Origin of the sequence: Sanguibacter biliveldensis, assembly GCF_033798665.1 — a bacterium.
GTDB classification, from domain to species: domain Bacteria; phylum Actinomycetota; class Actinomycetes; order Actinomycetales; family Cellulomonadaceae; genus Sanguibacter; species Sanguibacter inulinus.
On the sequence record NZ_CP138359.1, the window covers coordinates 2,281,374 to 2,299,955 of the forward strand.

The following is an 18,582-nucleotide window of genomic DNA, read 5'->3' on the forward strand; positions in this document are numbered from 1 at the left end:
CGAGAGCCGCCGCTCCCCCGCGTCAGACCTCTCTGACAGCCGCCTTCCGCGGGTGGACGGAGATCACCGGCCGGAAGTAGTCCGCCAGAGCCGGGTCTTCTCCGACGGGCACACCGTCCACCGCGACCCACGCGTGGGCGCGGAACGGCATCAGGCACGCCCCGCTCTGCCACTCGGGCCAGCTGCCGCTGCTCCGGCAGAGGAGCGAGACGGCGACCGAGCGCTGCAGGCACCACCGGCCTGCGCACCGCGCGCTCGTCGCGACCACGGCCTCGTAGCAGCGCAGAGCCTCCTCACGGGTCGCCGGGCGTGCGCCTGCGGAGAGTGCGCGCAGGGACTTCTCCAGCCGCCCGGGCCGCATCGTGGACAGCAGCCGCGCCACCCCGATCGCACACCACGTCCTGAGCCGCATCGACAGCGAGAGCCTCGGAGGCGTCATCGGCTCGCCTTCTTCACCACGGACCGTGCGAGCAGGTCTTGCTCCAGAGCGTCCAGGTCCGCGCCGATCCGCCCAGCCTGCTCGGGGAACTCCTGCACGAGATCGTCCTGGATCTCGGCGAGGGAGCGTCCGTCGATCATCGCCTGGAGCACCGTGAACCCCAACGGGTTCAGCTGCAGGTAGGCGCCCGACTTCTTGTCGAGGGCGATCCCTCCTCCCTCGGCCTCCACGATCTCGAGCGAGGGGTTCAGCACGTAGCTCATCGGGCCAGCTCCTTCTGCAGCGACGGGTATCTCGGTCGTTCGACGTCCCGCAGCCACAGCTCTAGGCCGATCGCGACGTCGAGGTCCATGAATGTCGACACCGTGGCCGGCAGGCCGCTCAGCGCGTCGACGACCGAGGCACGGTCGACGATGCCTCGTGCGACGGCTCGGCTGTCCTGCCCGAACAGCTCCAGCAGGGCCGGTCGGTTCTGCTCGAGCCCGCGGTAGAGTTCGCGGTTGTACCCACCCTTGGACCTCCTCTGGGCAAGAGCAGGCGGGAGGATGCCGCGCATGGCTGCGCCGAGCAGCGGTTTGTACGTCCCTGTGCGGATGTGGACCGAGGGCTTCGCCAGCAGCGCTGCCTCGACGACGGCCTCGTCGAGGAACGGGCTCTCCACCCATACACCGTGCCCGGCAGAGAGTGCCGTCATCCTCCGGGTCACGTCCCCGCCGATGCGGACGAGCTTCATGATCTCGTGCTGCGGCTTGCGCGGAGACAGCGGTGCGAGGTCACCGAGGCTGCGGCCGCGGCCCTCGAACAGGTCCCCCAGCCGCGCACGTGCGTCGTCGGTGATCCACGGCGCCAGGCGAGGCGTCGACTCCCAGCCGAGGGACCACGGCCTCCTCTCGGAGACTGTCGCGGCGCCGAGACGGGCGAACCAGTCCTCGAAGGAGACGTCACGGTCTGGGTCCTTCGCCATCCGGCGGCGGACCGTGCGCGGCACGTCGTGGCGTTCGTACACGAAGGCTTCGAAGGGCTTCTTCGCGGCACCCCGGTCCGTCGTCAGGTAGTCGTGCATCGCCAGCACGTCCATCGAGAACAGCTCGTCGCCGCCGGTGCCGTTGAGGCGCGCGTGCGGGGCGGCGACGTCGACCCGGGTGTGCAGGTACAAGGACTTCCCGTGGGTCCGTGCCATGGGGTCTGGTGTGTCACGGGAGTACGACCGGTCCTCCACCATCGTGTACCACGTCGGTGACTCGTCGTAGGGGAACACATGATGCTCGGCACCTGGGAGCCGGGCTGCCGCGACGGCCGCCCAGCGTGCGTCGTCGTTCAGGCTGTCGTCGGACAGCGAGTGGAAGGTCTCGAAGGTCGCGATGTGGCGGTCCAGCATGAAGGCGAGGCTCGTCGAGTCGAGCCCGCCGGACAGGTCCGCGCTGACCGACGCGAAGCTCGCGGACCGGGCCTCGACGGCCCGCGAGAGCGCAGTCCGGACCAGGTCGGCCGCCTGCTCGGCATCGCCGATCTCAGGAGTCGGAGGCGACCAGTAGCTGGTCAGACGCAGCGTCCCGTCGCGGTCGAGGGCAGCGAAGGATCCGGGCGGCACAGCGTCGACCCCTCGCCACAGCGGCAGGTCGTCGACGGGGTGCGGAGGGTAGGAGGCCAGCGCCCACACGGGCACCAGCTGCTCGTCCACAGGGAGGCCACCGAGCTCGGCGAGCAACGACGCGCTGTCCGAGAACACGACGGCACCCGTGCCTCGCAGCCGTGTGCTGCAGAGCCTGCGTGTCCGAGAGATCGAGCCGGCCTGGACCGTGCCGTCCTCTGTGCTGATGAACAGATGGAAGTCCCCGGAGAGGTGGCGGCGCAGAGCGACGAGGTCTGACGCGGTGCGAGCCTGGCCCAGGCCTCGCTCCAGGACACCCGCTCCGTCGTGCGCGTGGACCGCGCCGACGGCCAGAATCCGGCGACTCCCGGCCGAGACGAGCTGCTCAGGGGCGCGGGACCGAGACGTCCGGACGATCCAGGGGCGCCCTGAGGCATGACGAGTCGTGCAGGACCACCCCTGGGCCAGGCACGAGTCGGCCACTGCAGAGTGCTCGGGCGTGTCAGCCAGAACCACGAATCCCATCAGCCGCCCCCGTCGATCGTGCGCAGGCCCAGGTCCCGCGCGACTGTCCGTCCGCGTGAGCGCCGCCCTGTCGAGACGTGGTCGCCAGGGCGGCGCTCAGTGATTCAGCGGTGTCCGATCAGAACCACCATCCGCCGACGAAGTCGACGACCCCGCCGTCTCGCACGGCCTGCGTGAGCTCTGTGAAGTCGCCTGCGGCGACGATGCTCGGTGCCTGGTATGCCTTCTCCATGATGTCCTCCTCTCCAGAAGCGTCATTGCTGCGCGAAGAGCTGGCTCTCCGCCTGGATCCGGGGGGGGTGAAGCCGATCCCCGGGCGCAGATACCTCGACCTAGATCCCCCTGCGACGGTCGAGGTTTCGTTACGCGCCTCACCGTAACAGTGGTCTCCGGAGAGGACAAGCACTCGAGATCAGCGCGCCCAGAGGGTTACCGAGGGCCCTCCGGGCGCCGGGAGGGGTCCGTGCTCCGACGTCGCAGGTCAGAGCGCAGGCCACAGCGCAGGAGGTCGGTCTCACGCGGGACGCGACCCAGGAGGCGGAGTCCGTCGACGCTGGCTAGGCCTTGGTCCCGTGCGGCGAGGCGCCGAGCTGCGTCATCACCGTCTGCACGGTCATCCGCGCGAGACGGTCGTCCAGGGCCCCCTCCAGCGGGAGGAGCGTGCGCGCGAGCAACGGTCCGATGAGCAGGTCGCAGACGAGCTCGAAGTCGACGTCAGCGCTGGGGATCTCCCCTCGGTCCGCCGCAGAGCAGATCAGGTCACGGACGTTCGCCCGACGGGGCTCGATGAAGTCGCTGCGGTAACGGCTCCGGATCTCCGGGTCGCTGCGGACCAACCTCACCAGCCCAGGGAGGTTGCGCTGCATCAGCGGGGTCGAGAACATCGCGATGTCCTCGCGCTGCAACGTGAGGAGGTCGTCGGAGAGCGAGCCCGTATCGACCGGCGAACCCGTACCGAAGCGCCGCCAGATGACCTCGAAGGCGAGGGCGGACGTACTCGGGAAGCGCCTGTAGAACGTGGGCCTGGTCGTGCCGACCTCGGTCACGAGCCGGTCGACCGTCAGGGCCTCGAAACCCTCGGAGACCATCGTCCTCTCCGCCGCCTGCAGCAGTGCTTCGCTCAACCCCGGCGTCTGGGGCCTACCTCCGAGGTTGGTCTGCATGCCGCAACGATATCAACCAGCCCGACGAAAGACCTCAAAACAGTACGGACACCGCAGGCGGACGTTAGGCCCGGGACTGTAATGTAAATCACATGCTCCAGGGGGAAACGACAAAGACGCCTCTGACCGCAGTTCTCGGCCCCGCCCACGGGAGGTATTTCGCCGAGGGCTATCGAGAGGTCCGCTACGAGGTCGGCACGGTCCGCGAGGACCCGATCGACGACTGCCGCGCGCACGCCGTCGTCGCGGCTCTCTATCCGCAGGACTGGTCCCGCGGCAGGGACGGTTCGGCCCGCACACCGCACCTGAGCTCGGTCGACGCCATCGCCCTCCCGCTGATCGTGCTCGAGAGGCTCGCCGACCCGGCTCGCCTGTCCTCCTACTGGGTCGAGCGGGTCGAGCTCCGCGCTCCCACGGGGCCGAGGACCGATCTCGCGAGCATCCCGCTCGTCCTCGACGTCGAGGGGGTCATCGGTGAGACCGACCTGTCGCTCACGGCAGACACCGGCGGCATGCGTACGCGGCTCGCCCTGCGCCGCTCGGCAGCCAGAGGACCTGAGGGCGGCGACGACGGGACACCCTCGGTCTACTCCGAGGGTTTCCGGCACGTCGGCGCTGAGACGTCGCTGACCCCGCGCACCGTCGACGAAGGCGTCGGAGCCCTCCACGACTTCTATCCTCGTCCGGGAGCCCAGATGCCTGTGCTGTCAGGGGTAGAGGCCGCGTTCTCCCCCGCGGTCAGCGCGATCGACCTGCTCGTCACGATGGGTCAGATGACCCAGGCGACGATCTACCAGAGCATGCCTGTCGAGCACCGTCGTGGTGAGCTCTGGATGCGCTCGATGACGATCGACATCAGTAAGACTCCCCGGCCGTTGCCGTCTCGCGTCTCCAGCTCGACGCGGGTCACTCGGCACCGCGTCCTCGACCGGGACGGCCGACGCATCCACGACATCTCTGCAGAGTCGCAGATCGAGGCTCTCGTGCATGCCAGGGCGAGCCTCGCCTACGTCGAACCCACGCCCGCACCCTCGAAGGGATCACCTGGAGCATGAACCACGTCGACGCCAGCAGAGACGCCCTCGTGCGTGCAGCCTCCGAGCTGTTCACCACCCGCTCCTTCGCGGAGATCTCGATCGCGGACATCGCCGCAGAAGCCGCTGTCCCGTCAGAGGTGGCCCTGAGAGCCTTCCCCTCGACGCACCACATCGGCACGGTCGTGCTCGACCACGAGAGGGCCAGCATGCACGCTGTGCAAGATCGGCTCGCGAGCCACGACGGCTCGGCCCTCGACCGTCTCGTCCTCGCCTTCAGGCTCGTCGGCGAGAACCTCGCGGGCGACGTCCTCGTCCGCGCCGGCGTCTGCCTCGCGTCCGGCGCACGCCACGCCTTCCCAGGACGACGCCTCGACCCGTTCCAGACGTGGCTCACCTTCGTCGATGCCCTGCTGAACGCAGCGCGGGTGGACGGCGAGCTCCGTGACGACGTCGACCTGACGTCGGCGGGCTGGCTGGTCGTCGCGAGCGGGATGGGCACGATGGACTACTGCCGGACGCAGGGACTGTGGCACGACGCGCCGCGCCTGCTCGAGCAGGCGGCGCTGGGGATGGTCGCACTGCTCCGTGCCCCGGCCGCAGAGGGGCGACGATGACGGAGGAGCAGAGCGCCGTCCTCGTGACCGGTGCTTCCGGTGGGATCGGTGCAGCGACGGCTCGACTGCTGCTAGACCGTGGTCACGACGTCGTCGCCCACCACGGCCGACGCCGTGAAGCGGTGGACGCCCTGGTGTCCCACGCCGAGTCGATGGGGCGACGATGCTGGCCTGTCCAGGCCGACCTCGGCGAGATGTCGGGGGTGCAGCATCTGGTGTCCGAGGTGGACCGGCTGCTGGTCGAGCACGACTCTCTGCCCCTGAAGGGCCTCGTCAACAACGCCGCCAAGCTGCTCGGCCCCTCCTTCGACGCCGCCGACCCGGACGACTTCGACCTCTACCTCGCGATCAACGCACGCGCCCCGTTCTTCCTCACGCAGCAGCTGTCGCGCAGGATGACCACCGGCGGGAGCATCGTCAACGTCTCGTCTGCGGGTGTGCACTTCTCGAGCCCCGGGGACATCGTCTACGCGATGTCGAAGGCGGCGGTCGAGGCGCTGACCCGGCACGCGGCCGAGGCTCTGGCACCGCGCGGCATCCGGATCAACGCCGTGGTGCCCGGGTTCACCGACAACGGGCACCCGGCGTTCCAAGACCCCGCCATCAGGACCTACATGGCCGGGTTCTCGGTCCTCGACGACGTGGCGGCTGTCGAGGACGTCGCCCGTGCGATCGGCTTCTTGCTGTCTGAGGACTCTCGTCGTACGACCGGCACGCTGCTCGACGTCAGTGGTGGGAGCACGTTGGGCGCACGACCGCGCACGGCTGGGAAGGTCTCTCTGCGCTCAGTCGTCGAGGAAGTCGCGCCGCTCGTCCCAGCCCCCGGAGCGTCCGCGCAGGACGAGCACGTCGGCTAGCTCCGTGCCGTCGTCCGGCCCTCTGCGCAGAGCTCGTCACGTGCACGCCCGTGGGCAGTACATTGACGCCATGGACACAGCGTGGTTCGGTCCGACTGCTCGCAGCAGCTCGATGGGTTCGGCCACGCTCGAGCTCGCGTGGGAGTCCACCCCTCTGGGGGCGATGTCCACGTGGGGCGAGTCTCTGCGCCAGACCGCGCGGATGTGCTTCAGCACGAAGTTCCCGGTGATGATCGCCTGGGGCCCCGACCTCACGATGATCTTCAACGACGCCTACCGCGACATGCTCGGCACCCACAAACGCCTGGCGGCCCTCGGCGCACCGCTCGCGACGGTGTGGGAGGAGGTCTGGGACGGCCTGGGCGCGACCGTCGAGCAGGTCATGACGACCCGCCTGCCCACCTGGGCGACCGACGAACAGCTGATGGTCAACCGGTCAGGCTTCGTCGAGGAGACCTTCTTCACCTGCTCCTACAGCCCGCTGCTCGACGACTGGGGTGAGGTCGCGGGGATCTTGGGCATCGCGACCGAGACCACCACCCAGGTCGTCACCCAGCGGCGCCTCGCCCTGGTCGACTCCCTCTACGCCGAGCTCCAGCGCACCCCGAGCGACCCCGCCACGATCGCCCAGACCGCGATCGACCTGCTGACCGCGAGCCCCGACCTCGCGCGGTGCTCGATCGTCCTGCGCACCCCGGCCGCACCGGGGACCGTCGTCACCGGAGACCCTGCGCTGGCCCGAGAGACAGGCGCAGACGTGCTCGACCCGGTCCTGAGCTCACGAGCAGTGACAGTCGCCGGCTCGGTGATCGTGGCACCGCTGTCCTCGACCGACCACGGCGACGCAGACGGGGCACTGATCCTGGACGTCGCTCCCACGCGCCCCTTCGACGCGGCCCTGCGCGGCTTCGCGCTGCTGATCGCCGCGGCGCTGTCCGGGGCGCTGCGCGCCGCGACGCTCCAGCGCATCGAGGTCGACTTCCTCGACGCCAGGGCGCAGGTCCTCGAGCTCGAGCACGCCAAGGCCCGGGAGACCTCGATCGCCCTGCAGCACTCCCTGTTCACGGCTCCCCCCGAGCCCGACCACCTGCACCTGGTGGTGCGGTACCAGCCGGCGGCGCGCGACCTCGAGATCGGCGGGGACTGGTACGACGCGTTCCTGACCAAAGATGGCGCCACGACCCTGGTGATCGGTGACGTCACCGGCCACGACTACCACGCCGCAGCCGCGATGGGGCAGCTGCGCGGGCTGATCCGGGCGATCGCCTATGACAGCGGTCACCCACCGGCGACGGTCCTCGAACGCACCGACGAGGCCATCGCAGGTCTCAACCTCGGCCCCTCGGCGACAGCCACCGCGATCATGGCGCGCCTCGAGCAAGACCCCGTGGGTCGCCTCGACGGGGTGCGCACGGTCCGCTGGACCAACGCCGGGCACCCCCACCCGCTGCTGCTCCGCGCAGACGGGACCATCGAGATCCTCGACCGTCACAACGACCCGCTCCTGGGGGTCCTCGCAGGCACGCCCCGCACCGAGCACAGCGTCGACATGCACCCCAAGGACACGCTCTTCCTGTACACGGACGGCCTGACCGAACGCCGTGGGGTGTCCTGGACCACGAGCACCGCAGCGCTGGTCGACGCACTGCGGGGTGGCCACACCAAGACCCTCGACGAGCTCGCCGACCACGTCCTGGCGACGCTCGCGCCCTCGGAGGCGGCCGACGACGTCGCGCTGGTCCTGGTACGCCCCTACCCGGAGAACCGGCCGCGCCCGCCCGAGGCCGGACCTGGGTCGGACGTGCCCGGACCGATCGTCTGACCCGGGTCGACCGGTCAGGTCACTGTCTGTCCCGAGCGGTCACTCACGACGGGACGTGGACGGGGGCCGTGTGGACAGTCCACACGCACTTGGACGTCTCTGTGCGGAACCAACCAGCCTCCAGGGCGACGCCGAGAGCCAGGACGAGCCCGAAGCCACCGTCCCCGCTGTCCCGGTCGACGGCCACCTGCGGGGGTGACTCAGGTGCACGGTCGACGACCTCGAGCAGACAGGTCGGTCCGTCGGTGCTCAGGTGGACCGTGGCCGACCCGCCGCCGTGGCGCAACGCGTTGGTCGCCAGCTCGCTCGCGATGAGCACGAGCCCGTCGACGGACTGATCTGGGGCGGACGCGAGGTCGCCGGTCAGGATCCTCGAGACGTCGGCGCGCAGACCCGCGAGGTCTCTGGTCGAGGCGAGGTGCCACGTGCGCACAGCGCGATGCCCTCGAGGAGGGTGGGCGTACTGGATCGGTGGCACGGGTGCTCCGGGGGCTGAGATCGTGCAGGTCCTCCCACAGGGTTCGGCGGTGGGCCGATGAGGATGAGCGAGACCGGACTGCCCTGGGCCGGTGCGCACAGCAGGTGCTCGAAGAGGTCGGCGAGCCTGCGAGCCTGGGCGAGAGTCCTCGCCCACGGCACCCGCGCGCCACCACGCACTCCGCGACCCTACGTCCGATGTGTCCGGCACGCCCGAGCAGCCCTGCGCCTCGGCGATCAACGCCAGCGAAACCCGTCGATGGTCGATCTGGCTCGTGGTCGCCGAGTCGCCGCTCCGAGCAGCGCGAGACCCAGTGCGGCACCGAGGACGTTGAAGAGCAGGTCGTTCACGTCCGCCACGTGGCCGCCGCCCAAGAGGCGCGCGGTGACGTACTGCACCACCTCGATGAGCAGGCTGAAGCCCGCACCGAGACCGAGCACGCTCCACCACCGCGCTCGGGGCAGGAAGAGCGGGACGAGGATCCCGAGCGGCACGAAGACCACGATGTTGATCACCGCGTCGCGCACCTCGTAGCCGGCCAGCGGCACCAGGTTCAGGTACGTGTCCCAGGGCTGGTCGGCCGAAGGCTTGTCGAGGAAGATCGGGAAGACCGTGTTCGCGAGGACCCCTGCGACGTACACGCCGACAGCGAGTGCGACAGCAGCCCGGCGACCTGTGAGGAGCTCACGTCTGCGAAGAGTCCAGAGCAGGATCACGACGACCGCTGCAGCGACGGGGACGACGACCGGCAGGACCGGCACCTGGTGGAACACGTGAGATTCTCCCTGCGGCAGATGTCGAGACGACAGCGTCGACCTGCACGCGCTGAGCACGTCGGTGCCGCCTGCGCACGACGACCTGCTCAGAGCCTCAGGGCTGTCCGTCCCACACCGTAGGCCGGAGCGACCAGGGAGGACGTCCACCGGAGGCATGATCCTCGGACGGTCTGCTGCACCCACGGGTGGACGACGGGGTTCCTCCCGTCTCGTCGATTGAACGCGGGCCGCTCCGCCGAGCGCCTGTGCCGCGTCCCTCGGTCGCGTCCATGGACCGTCAGCGGACGTAGACCTGACGACCCTGCACGCGGACGAGCCTCCCGTGGTGGTCCAGCTCGACCGCTGCGGCGATCTTCGCCCTCGCCCGCTTGGCCCGGAGACCGATGACGAGCGCGACGAGCATGGTCGCGATGAGCAGCGCGAAGGCCACGAGGATCCCGGCCAGGACAGCGAGCCCGCTCGAGACCGTCGAGCCGAAGATCGCTGCGAGCAGCCCCAGGACGACGCCGCAGGTCGAGCACGTCAGCAGCATCGTCGAGGCGAGCTGCGCCCGAGCAGCTGAGGCGACCACAGCGGGCATCGAGGCGTTGAGAGCCTCGGTGACCTCTCGGCTGAGGATGGCGTCGACCTCGTCCCGGTTGCTGCTGCGCACGGCCGCTCTCCTTCAGATGGATCGTGAGGTGTGTCTTGCGGGCACCAATCTACGTCGGGGACGCCAGACAGCGGTTCCGGACAGGCCGTCGTTCGTCCCACGTCGGTCAACCGTCGACGGTCGACCCGAAGCGCACGATCCCGAGAGGCCCTCGCGCTGCACGACGGCTCAGACAGCGTCGATGAACCGCCTGAGCACGGGCCTCGTGTCGTCGGCGCGCGACGCCCAGGCGAGGGTGCTCGGTTCGTGCTGGCCGTCGAGCTCGAGGGCGACCACCCCGCTCGGCGCCGTGAGCAGCGCGCTGACGGGCGCGACGGTCACCCCGACCCCCGCCGCGACCAGGTGCAGGAGGGTCGTCCAGTTGGACGCCTCTTGCACGACCTCAGGGATCGCACCGCCAGCCACGACAGGGGCGAGGTTGCGCGCTGTCGCGAGAGCGCCGGCGCCGGGTGGGAAGAACACGAAGGGGTCCCCCGCGATCTCCTCTCCACGGATGCTCGACCGCCCGGCGAGACGGTGCGTGGACGCCACCGCGGCGACGAAGCGCTCCGTGTGGAAAGGGGTCAGCTCGACGCCGTCGACGGCGTCGGGGTCCCGGACGATCGCGAGGTCGAGGTCGCCGCGCAGGAGCCGTGCGAGGAGGTGCGCCGTCCAGCCCTCGGTGAGGTGGACCTGGACGAGCGGGTGCTCGTCGCGGAACTGCTGGACCCGTCGCACGGGACCGAGCGGCAGCGCCGAGCTGACGAAGCCGACGTCGAGCCGCCCTTGCTCTCCCCGGGCGACCCGCACCACCTCGTCGGCGTCCTTCTCGCCCTGCGCCAGGAGCGCTCGTGCGCGATCGCGCAGCACCTGGCCGGCCGCGGTCAGCGCCACGCTGCGCGACGACCTGACGAACAGCTCGACCCCCAGGTCCCGCTCGAGCCGCTTGATCTGCTGGGACAGCGCAGGTTGCGCGATGTGGAGCGACTCAGCGGCACGGCCGAAGTGCAGCAGGTCGGCGACCGCAAGGAAGGGACGGAGGGCGCGCGGCTCGAGATCCATGCACAGAGTTTATCGATATGCCGATTCTCATCTTGGACGTGCACCCATCTGAGGTCGGAGACTGACGTCATGACCTCGACGACCTCCACGCCGCGACCAGCACTGGCTCCAGCTCCAGCTCCAGCTCCAGCTCCAGCTCCAGACTCAGCACGGGCACCGGCACCGGCTTCCGTGTCCATCGCCCCGATGGACGGCGCAGCCGACGCGCGCGCCTTCCACGACCTCAACGCCGGATGGATCACCCAGCACTTCGCCCTCGAGGAGACCGACCTCGCCGTGATGCTCGACCCGCAGACCGCGGTCGTCGACGCCGGGGGTGCTGTCCTGATCGCCCGCGACGGAGAGGCGCGCATCGGGTGCGTCGCGCTGCTCCCGCACGGTCCCGGCGTCGCCGAGCTGGCGAAGATGACCGTCGCGCAGGACCGCCGCGGGACGGGCCTCGGGCGTGCGCTCATCACGGCAGCCATCGAGACGGCTCGCGCGATGGGCTTCAGCCGGCTCGTCCTGGAGAGCAACACGGCTCTCGTCGCGGCGGTGCGGCTCTACGAGTCCGTCGGCTTCGAGCACGTCCCTGCGGACCGGCGCGAACCGTCGCCCTACGAGCGGGCCGACGTCTTCATGGACCTGGAGCTTCGCCCACGAGTCCGTCACGACGAGGACTGCCCCCGACGCATGACGTTGTCCGGGTGCTGGGCGTCGTAGGCCGACCGCGCGTCGGCGATGACCTCGCGGTGCGCGAGCGACCAGTCGGCCAGCGCCTTGACCAGGTGGGTGAGGCTCGCCCCGGTCTCCGTCAGCCTGTAGTCGACCTGCGCTGGGACCGTCGCGTACACCGTCCGGGTCACGAGACCGTCGCGCTCCAGCCTGCGCACGGTCAGGGTGAGCATCCGCTGGGAGATGCCGTCGATGGCGCGCTGGAGCTCGCCGAAGCGCCGCGGCCCGTTGGCGAGCTCGACGATCACGAAGACCGACCAGGTGTCGCCCACACGGTCGAGGAGGTCACGGATCCCGCAGTCGGGGTGCTCAGGCTGCCCGCAGGGATCGAGCTCGGCGGGTCCAGCAGTCACACCGGTGTGCGTGAGTGACATCGAAGTGCCTCCTTGTGGGGTGGTCGCGGCGGGTCGAGGATCACCGTATCCGCTGGGCACGACCACGACAGGAGACTCGACCGCGATGATCATGGTGACCGGAGCGACCGGACAGCTCGCCTCTCTCACGCTCCACGAGCTGAGCGCTCGAGGGGTGCCGGCTCTCGCAGGCACGAGGACGCCCATCGACGGGCAGCGCCTCCTCGACTTCGACGACCCGGCGAGCCTCGACCTCACAGGCGTCTCGACGCTGGTGCTCGTCTCGGCCGGCTATGCCGAGGACGACCAGGTGATCGCCCGGCACGCAGCCCTCCTCGGCGCTGCGGCCCGCGACGGCGTGACCCATGTGGTCTACACGAGCCTGACCGGCGCGGGTGACCACCTCGGCTTCGCGCTCGCCCACCGGGCCACCGAGGACCTGGTGAGGGGCAGCGGTCTCGACTGGACGATCTTGCGCAACGGCCTCTACGCGGAGCTCTTCGGTGGGCTGCTGACCTGGGGCCCGGACGTCCTGGAGTCGCCCTTCGGCGACGGTGCGCTGGCGGCTGTGGCCCGGGCCGATCTCGCAGCGGTCGCAGCCGTCGTCGCGGCTCAGCCCTCCGCCCACGCCGGTGCGACCTACGAGCTCGTCGGTCGCCCGATCACTGTCGGCGAGGTCGCAGAGCGGCTGGACGTCCCCTACCGGAGCCTCGGCCTCGGCGAGTACCGTGCACGGCTCCTCGCGGACCCCTCGCTGCTGCCGTTCCAGCCGCCCATGCTCCTGTCGATCGCCTCGAGCGTGCGCCACAGGTTCTTGAGCGGCTCGAGCGAAGATCTCACCAGGCTGCTGGACCGACCACCGGCAGACGCGCTGGCTGTGGCAGCCCGTGCCGCGTCGGCTGGTCGTCCTCTCGCGGCACCTAGAGGGCCACTCGGAGCGTAGGTCACCGGGGCCGCGAGGGCTGGCTACACCTGAGGTTGGTGCTGAAGCCCCCGCGGGACGGCAGCGAGGACAGCCTCGGCGACGTCTTCTGGACTGATCGCCGTCGTGTCGAGCACGTAGGTCTTGGCTCGGAGCCAGGGCAGGGCGCTGTCGTAGTCTCGGCGGCGCTCGCGCCGCCACCGGGCTGCGGGGACCCGACCGGCGTCGTCCTCGGGGCGAGAGAGCATGTCGGTCTCGATCCTGCGCAGGTGCTCTGCCAGGTCGACGTGCAGGGTGACGGCGGCGACCTGGATCCCGCGGTCGACGAGCGTCCCGGTGATCTCGTCCCAGTACTCCTCGACCACGACGGTCTGGGGCACGACCACGTCACCGACGTCTGCGCGCGCGAGCTCGGTCAGAGCCGTCACCACGAGGCGTCTCCAGGCGGGCCACTCCTGGAAGTCGCCGACAGGGTGCCTGCTCGCCAAGGCTGGTCTGAGCGCGTACCCGAGCAGCTCGGTGTCGAGCTCGACCAGGCCAGGAGATGCCTTCAGGAGCTCTCGTACGGTGGTGGTCTTGCCCGCTCCGAAGGGTCCGTTGAGCCAGATGATCACAGAGGAACGCTAGCGCACCTGGCTCGGTCGACGTCGTCGGCGCAGCGCCGACCCTCGGCGTCCACCACGGGCGGGCACCCGGTGGCGGCCGACTGCTCCGGCGCGGGTCAGGGCCGCAGGTCTGACGGCGAACCACAGCCCCCACGTGAGCGCGCCGGACCACACCAGCCCCCACCACGGGAACCCTGCGCCAGCAGCGCCCGCGACGATCACGGCTGCGGGCAGGTCTGCCTCGTCCACGCGGTGCGCCTGCACCAGCAACCTGTGGGTGTTGACACCGATCGGCGTGCAGGTGACGAGCGTCAGCAGGTCGGCCCCAGGGACCGGTTGGAGCAGGTCGGTCTCGGTGGGCAGCACAGTGGCGATCCGTTCCACCCTGTAGGTGAGGGTCTCCCCCACCACCTCGACGGTCACCACGTCACCGGCGACCAGGTCGTGGAGGTCTGTGAAGAGCCGTGACTGCGGGATCCCGCTGTGACCGGTCAAGACGCTGTTGGTGCCGGCGCCTCCGACGGGCAGGGCTGATCCTTGAAGGTGCCCGACACCACGTTCGAGCGTCTCGTCGCTCGTGCCGTGGAAGACGGGGAGCGACGCACCGATGGTCGGGATGCGGAGCCGCGCCATCGTGTCGGAGCTCCCGAGCCGCAGCTGGTCGAGGTAGCCGAGCCGTGTGCCGTCCGACGGGCTGGCGGAGTCTGCCGGGCCAGTCGCTGTCTGGTCAGGCGCTGCCGGGTCAGGCGCTGCCGGGTCGCCGGAAGCGCCGGTCGTCTCGGGTCCTCCTGACTCCTGCTCGGACTCGCGGGCCGGGGCCGCGGCTGTCGCTGCGGCCAACCCGTACGGGTCTTCGATGCGGTCGGTCGCGAGCGACCGGTTGTAGTCGTGAGCCCGGTCGAGGATCTCTGACCGTTCGCCCGCAGGCAGCGAGTCGACAGTCTCGGTGTACCCGGACACCTCCGCCGCGTGGGCCCGGTCCGAGAACCAGTTCCCCGCCGAGGGATAGAGGAGGACCGATGCGCCGGCGACGGCGAGGAGCGCGACGAGCGACCGACGGACGACCATCGCTCGGGGCGCGCGCGTCTGCGAGCGCTGGACGTCCCCCGCGCTGCGCCGGGGTGCCCGACGGGGCGCTCGATGGCTTGCTGCACGTGGTGGTCGCTTGGCCACGTCAGACCGTCCGTCCTGTCGTAGGTGAGAGGGTGCGGGGCTCGTGCCCGCGCACCCTCTCCGTGAACACTGCACGTCGCGTGCCGCTCGTCTGGTGGCGACTGCTGTCGCCTCCCGTCCGGAGCTGGCGACGTGCGCCTGCCGGCAGGAGGTGACTCCTTGCGGCTGCCGTCCGTAGGTGCCGTAAAGGGCACCTACGGGCGGCTGACGGCTACCTCGATCAGCGGTCCGAGCGCGACGAACGACGCGAACGGATACTGAGCGTGGCGGCGCCGACGAGCAGCAGGACGCCTGCGGCGATGATGGTCGTGACGCCCTGAGCACCTGTCATGGGGAGCTCGAAGCCGCCGTTCGCCTCGGTGTTCTCGATCGTGAGGTCGACGGTGGTGTCGTCGCTCGTCACAGTGAAGGCGATCGGCTCTGCCAGCAGCTCGTACCCGGACGGGGCGACGACCTCGACGAGGTAGTACTGGACCCAGTCGGCCGGGTCGTCGATCACGACGTTGTCGACGATGTTCGAGTAACCGAGCCCCGAGATCGTGAGCAGGCCGTCCTGCGCGCTGGTCCACGTGCTGACGCCCCCGAGGGTGACCGGCTGGGTGCGGGTCCGAGCGTTCTCGAGAGAGGTGAAGACCTGGAACTGAGCGCCAGCGAGAACCTGACCCTCGGAGTTCACCTTCTGCGCGGTCATCGCGCCGAACTTCGTGACTGCCGGCGGGGTGACGACAGGGTTCCCCTCGTCGATGCTGGGCTGGTTCGGGAAGATCGAGGCGATGTTCTCGATCTCGCCGGCCTCGAGGACCGTCGTCTCGATGACCACCTGGACCTGTGCGCCCTCGTTGGCTGCGAGGACGTCGAGGCCCGCTGCTGTGAAGTCGACGGTCACGGTGTTCGTCGCGACGTCGAGCACGGAGGTGTAGTGCACACCCTCGGTCAGCGTCGTGCCGTTGGTGAGGGTCGCCGTGGTGGACACGTGCTCGAGCCGAGAGTCGAGAGGATCGACGACCCTGTAGGCATCGGTCCGTCCGCCGACAGGGATGTCGCCGGTGATGGTCCACGTCACGACGTCGCCGACCTTGGTGCCAGCGTCGGTGACGGTCTTGCCCGCCGTGGTGATGACGTTCTTCGGGTAGACGTGCACGTCGTACAGCCACTCACCCGAGGTCACCGGGTCGGTGAGCGGGAGCGTGACGAGGAACGGTGCAGCGGCGCGCGCACCAGCCGGGGTGAGTGTCTCCTCGACGTAGTACAGACCGAGCGGGAGGTCGGAGAAGGTCAGCAGACCGTCGGCAGCGGTCACGCCGCTGAGACCGGGGAGGCCTGCGACCGCGGAGGCAGCCGTGTCGACCGTCAGCTCGGCGGCCGAGGACCACCCGGCGTTGGTCGTCAGGTCGATCCCGGGCACCTGGGTGACCGTGAAGCCGACCCCTTCGAGCGCGGTGAGCCCGGAGAGGGCAGACGGGTCGATCTCGGTCCCGTTCGACGTGGGCAGGCCGGTCGCGGTCTCGGGGTGCTGGAACTTGTGGATCGACAGCGACGCGACGGATTCCGGGTCGATGGTGGTTGCCGCGACGGCGGGAGAACCGCCGACGCCGACGGCAGCCAGTGCGAGTGCTGCGACGAGCGCAGATCCGCGGAAGGTGAGTGCCATGTGTGATGTGCTCCTGATGATTCTCGAGGACCATGAAGGTCCGGTGTCGTGCTGGCGCCCGGTCGTGAGACCTGGCGGAGTCTGTCGGGCTCTGCGTGTCGTCGTCAGCGCCTCCGCTTCCGGAGGGCGGTGAGGGGCAGGGGGTGGCTTCGGGGCCCGGGGACGGCTGTCGCTGCGACAGCACCTGCGAGCAGCAGGAGCCCGACCGTGACGAGGCGCCCTGCGCCCGCCGACCCGGTCTCGGGCATGTGGAAGGTGGGGACGTCGGTGACCGTGAGCCGTCCGCCCGAGGCCGCGACCTGGGGGGCGGAGGCCGGGTCGGGCAGCGTGACGGTGCCGTCTGCCGCCACGTCGAACCTCACGGCGGTCGCGAGGAGCTCGTGCCCTGGCGGGGCGACCGTCTCTCGGAGCCAGTAGGTGCCCGGCGCGATGCCCGAGATCTCGAAGGCCCCAGGGCTGTCGGCGACCGGTGACACGGGCAGAGAGTCGACGACCTCGCCGAGCGCCCCCTCCGCGTCGGCGACCACCTCGAAGGCTGCGCCGTCCAGAGCGACGAGCTCATCGTTGACCTCACCCTGCTTGAGCAGCTCGAGACGCGCTGCTGTCGTCGTCGAGGTGGAGCAGGCAGGGTCGAGCGCCGAGGATCCCGCAGCGCAGGTGGACGGCGGGGTCGAGCCCGTGGCGGTGACGGTGTTGGCGAGCTCGGTGCTCCACGCGTCGTCGTGGACCACGACGGAATAGCTGAGCGTCGCCGTGCTGCCTGCGCTGAGTGACGTCGGGCCTGCCACGACGACGGGGTCCTGCGCTGTCGGGTCTGCCAGCTGCTCTCCGGGCTCGGACCCGACCGTGTACCGGACCGAGCCAGGGACGAGGTCGGCATGGGCGAGCACGGCCGTGAGGTCGTCGGTCAGCACGACGTCTGCGACATCACCCGTCGTGCTCGTGGCCGTGACCGTGTAGGTGAGGGTGTCACCGGGTGATGGGTAGGTGGTGTCCCCCGAGCTCGTCACCGTCTTGGCGACCGACCAGTCTGCCGCACCGACGGTGGTGAGGGTCTGGGCTGTGTTGTTGGTCAGGTCGAGGTCGGAGTCCACGCCGGACACCGAGGCGTTCGTGACGATCTCCGTGCCCGGCGTCACCGGCGCCGTGCCCCGCAGGGTGATCGGGCCGAAGCTCTCCCCGGCACCGAGGACCGCACCGACTGCCGAGGGATCCCCGCCGGAGAGGTTCGCGAGCGTCGGCATCACGGCGTCCTGGCTGACCGTCCACCCCGGTGAGGCGACCGAGCACGAGAGGTCTCGGCCGTCCAGGACGCACCCGTCCGGTGCGTCGACGAGAGAGACGCCCGTCACGGCCTCCGGGACGGCGTCAGCGACGATGAAGCCATGAGAGGCCGCTGGTCCGAGATTCGTCGCTTCCAGCGTCCACTCGAAGGTCCTTCCCGGTGCGACAGCTGCGGGGGCAGACGTCGAGACGCCCAGGTCGGCCACCTCAGCACTCGTCGTGAGAGCGAGAGGTGGCTGCCCGACTGCGCCCCGAGGGATCTCGCCCGTACGGGTGTTGAGCCGACTGATCTGCACGACGTGATCCAGACTGATCGTCACGCTCGACACGAGGCCGGACACCTGGATGGCGGGATAGCCGCGCGGGGTGTCCACCCCGATGGGTTCGCAGCTGGTAGGGCTCAGCCCGGTGCCGATCCCGTCGAGGCGCACTGCTCCGTTGCTCGCGACGGCGAGATTCTGCGCAGAGCTGACGTGATCGAGCTGACGCGCCCCAGCCGCACCACCGTCCACCCTCACGACCTCGGCGTTCAGCCACGTCAGGTAGCACGCCGCGGTGGCATCCGGGGGAATGTAGATCGGGTAGAACCATCCCAGGCTGAGCCAGAGGATCGGGTCGACCGTCGGCCGATCGAAGGTCACGGTGATCTCACGTTCACCGCAGGTCTTCAGATAGCCGGCTGACGGCTGCTGTGCTGGGGGACGAGGGATCTCAGCCAGGCAGTCGACGGTCGCAGGGTTGTCGCTGCTGTTGGCACGCAGCAGGTCCTTGTAGTGGATGTAGGCCACCGGGGTGTCCAGCGCACGGACCATCTGTCCTGCTCTCTCGGCCATGACCAGATCCGATGACGGAACGGCGACCGAGACGCTCCCGACACCGCCAGGG

Annotated in this window: 20 protein-coding genes; 6 read left to right on the forward strand and 14 right to left on the reverse strand. The window is 69.9% G+C overall.

All coding sequences use genetic code 11. From position 1 onward, the window contains the following. Positions 1-22 precede the first annotated feature (22 nt). The 5 genes from SANBI_RS09950 to SANBI_RS09970 all read right to left on the reverse strand — a co-directional run bounded on the left by SANBI_RS09950 (position 23) and on the right by SANBI_RS09970 (position 3,718). Positions 23-439 carry a lasso peptide biosynthesis B2 protein gene (locus tag SANBI_RS09950; RefSeq protein WP_056133430.1) on the reverse strand — a complete coding sequence of 139 codons (417 nt, stop codon included), beginning with the start codon at positions 437-439 and terminating at the stop codon, positions 23-25. Next, on the reverse strand, positions 436-702 hold the full coding sequence (locus tag SANBI_RS09955; RefSeq protein WP_319154606.1) for a PqqD family protein: 267 nt from the start codon (positions 700-702) through the stop codon (positions 436-438). Before SANBI_RS09955 ends, SANBI_RS09950 begins: the two co-directional genes overlap by 4 nt. Next, complete coding sequence (locus SANBI_RS09960; RefSeq protein WP_319154608.1) at positions 699-2,168, reverse strand: asparagine synthase-related protein; 1,470 nt, start codon at positions 2,166-2,168, stop codon at positions 699-701. The genes SANBI_RS09955 and SANBI_RS09960 overlap by 4 nt, the downstream gene beginning before the upstream one ends. 505 nt (positions 2,169-2,673) lie before the next feature. After that, complete coding sequence (locus SANBI_RS09965) at positions 2,674-2,787, reverse strand: lasso RiPP family leader peptide-containing protein (protein ID WP_156382781.1); 114 nt, start codon at positions 2,785-2,787, stop codon at positions 2,674-2,676. A gap of 325 nt (positions 2,788-3,112) precedes the next feature. Beyond that, a complete protein-coding gene (locus SANBI_RS09970; RefSeq protein ID WP_319154612.1) occupies positions 3,113-3,718 on the reverse strand; it encodes a TetR/AcrR family transcriptional regulator in 606 nt (201 codons plus the stop codon). A 92-nt stretch (positions 3,719-3,810) separates the two neighbouring features. Between SANBI_RS09970 and SANBI_RS09975 the strand changes: the two genes are divergently transcribed. The 4 genes from SANBI_RS09975 to SANBI_RS09990 all read left to right on the forward strand — a co-directional run bounded on the left by SANBI_RS09975 (position 3,811) and on the right by SANBI_RS09990 (position 8,048). After that, positions 3,811-4,773: an AvrD family protein gene (locus SANBI_RS09975; RefSeq protein ID WP_319154614.1), complete on the forward strand. Its 963-nt coding sequence runs from the start codon at positions 3,811-3,813 to the stop codon at positions 4,771-4,773. Then, on the forward strand, positions 4,770-5,369 hold the full coding sequence (locus SANBI_RS09980; RefSeq protein ID WP_319154616.1) for a TetR/AcrR family transcriptional regulator: 600 nt from the start codon (positions 4,770-4,772) through the stop codon (positions 5,367-5,369). Before SANBI_RS09975 ends, SANBI_RS09980 begins: the two co-directional genes overlap by 4 nt. After that, positions 5,366-6,226: an SDR family NAD(P)-dependent oxidoreductase gene (locus tag SANBI_RS09985; protein ID WP_319154618.1), complete on the forward strand. Its 861-nt coding sequence runs from the start codon at positions 5,366-5,368 to the stop codon at positions 6,224-6,226. Before SANBI_RS09980 ends, SANBI_RS09985 begins: the two co-directional genes overlap by 4 nt. A gap of 70 nt (positions 6,227-6,296) precedes the next feature. Continuing rightward, on the forward strand, positions 6,297-8,048 hold the full coding sequence (locus tag SANBI_RS09990) for a SpoIIE family protein phosphatase (RefSeq protein ID WP_319154620.1): 1,752 nt from the start codon (positions 6,297-6,299) through the stop codon (positions 8,046-8,048). 43 nt (positions 8,049-8,091) lie between these two features. On the opposite strand, the gene SANBI_RS09995 is transcribed toward SANBI_RS09990, so the two are convergent. From SANBI_RS09995 to SANBI_RS10010, 4 genes are all read right to left on the reverse strand, one after another. Continuing rightward, positions 8,092-8,481, reverse strand: a complete 390-nt coding sequence (locus tag SANBI_RS09995; protein ID WP_319154621.1) for an ATP-binding protein — start codon at positions 8,479-8,481, stop codon at positions 8,092-8,094. Between the two features lie 281 nt (positions 8,482-8,762). After that, entirely contained in the window at positions 8,763-9,299 is a 537-nt protein-coding gene (locus SANBI_RS10000) for a VanZ family protein (RefSeq protein WP_319154624.1), read from the reverse strand. Positions 9,300-9,579: 280 nt separating this feature from the next. Further along, a complete protein-coding gene (locus SANBI_RS10005) occupies positions 9,580-9,954 on the reverse strand; it encodes a hypothetical protein (protein WP_319154626.1) in 375 nt (124 codons plus the stop codon). Positions 9,955-10,122: 168 nt separating this feature from the next. Further along, positions 10,123-10,995 (reverse strand): LysR substrate-binding domain-containing protein, encoded by an 873-nt coding sequence (locus SANBI_RS10010; RefSeq protein ID WP_319154628.1) that lies wholly within the window; start codon positions 10,993-10,995, stop codon positions 10,123-10,125. 69 nt (positions 10,996-11,064) lie between these two features. Between SANBI_RS10010 and SANBI_RS10015 the strand changes: the two genes are divergently transcribed. Further along, on the forward strand, positions 11,065-11,697 hold the full coding sequence (locus SANBI_RS10015) for a GNAT family N-acetyltransferase (protein WP_319154630.1): 633 nt from the start codon (positions 11,065-11,067) through the stop codon (positions 11,695-11,697). Here SANBI_RS10015 and SANBI_RS10020 read toward each other — a convergent pair. Continuing rightward, a complete protein-coding gene (locus tag SANBI_RS10020) occupies positions 11,643-12,083 on the reverse strand; it encodes a winged helix-turn-helix transcriptional regulator (protein WP_319154633.1) in 441 nt (146 codons plus the stop codon). The two genes, SANBI_RS10015 and SANBI_RS10020, sit on opposite strands and share 55 nt — an antisense overlap. An 85-nt stretch (positions 12,084-12,168) precedes the next feature. Between SANBI_RS10020 and SANBI_RS10025 the strand changes: the two genes are divergently transcribed. Beyond that, positions 12,169-13,005 (forward strand): NAD(P)H-binding protein, encoded by an 837-nt coding sequence (locus tag SANBI_RS10025; RefSeq protein ID WP_319154635.1) that lies wholly within the window; start codon positions 12,169-12,171, stop codon positions 13,003-13,005. A gap of 23 nt (positions 13,006-13,028) precedes the next feature. Here SANBI_RS10025 and SANBI_RS10030 read toward each other — a convergent pair whose 3' ends face one another. The 4 genes from SANBI_RS10030 to SANBI_RS10045 form a co-directional block, all read right to left on the reverse strand. Further along, positions 13,029-13,598 carry an AAA family ATPase gene (locus SANBI_RS10030; protein WP_319154637.1) on the reverse strand — a complete coding sequence of 190 codons (570 nt, stop codon included), beginning with the start codon at positions 13,596-13,598 and terminating at the stop codon, positions 13,029-13,031. A 9-nt stretch (positions 13,599-13,607) separates the two neighbouring features. Beyond that, on the reverse strand, positions 13,608-14,657 hold the full coding sequence (locus SANBI_RS10035) for a class C sortase (RefSeq protein ID WP_319154638.1): 1,050 nt from the start codon (positions 14,655-14,657) through the stop codon (positions 13,608-13,610). A gap of 325 nt (positions 14,658-14,982) precedes the next feature. Beyond that, positions 14,983-16,413, reverse strand: a complete 1,431-nt coding sequence (locus SANBI_RS10040; protein ID WP_319154640.1) for a SpaH/EbpB family LPXTG-anchored major pilin — start codon at positions 16,411-16,413, stop codon at positions 14,983-14,985. Positions 16,414-16,517: 104 nt separating this feature from the next. Then, entirely contained in the window at positions 16,518-18,530 is a 2,013-nt protein-coding gene (locus tag SANBI_RS10045; protein ID WP_319154641.1) for a DUF7927 domain-containing protein, read from the reverse strand. Positions 18,531-18,582 lie beyond the last annotated feature (52 nt).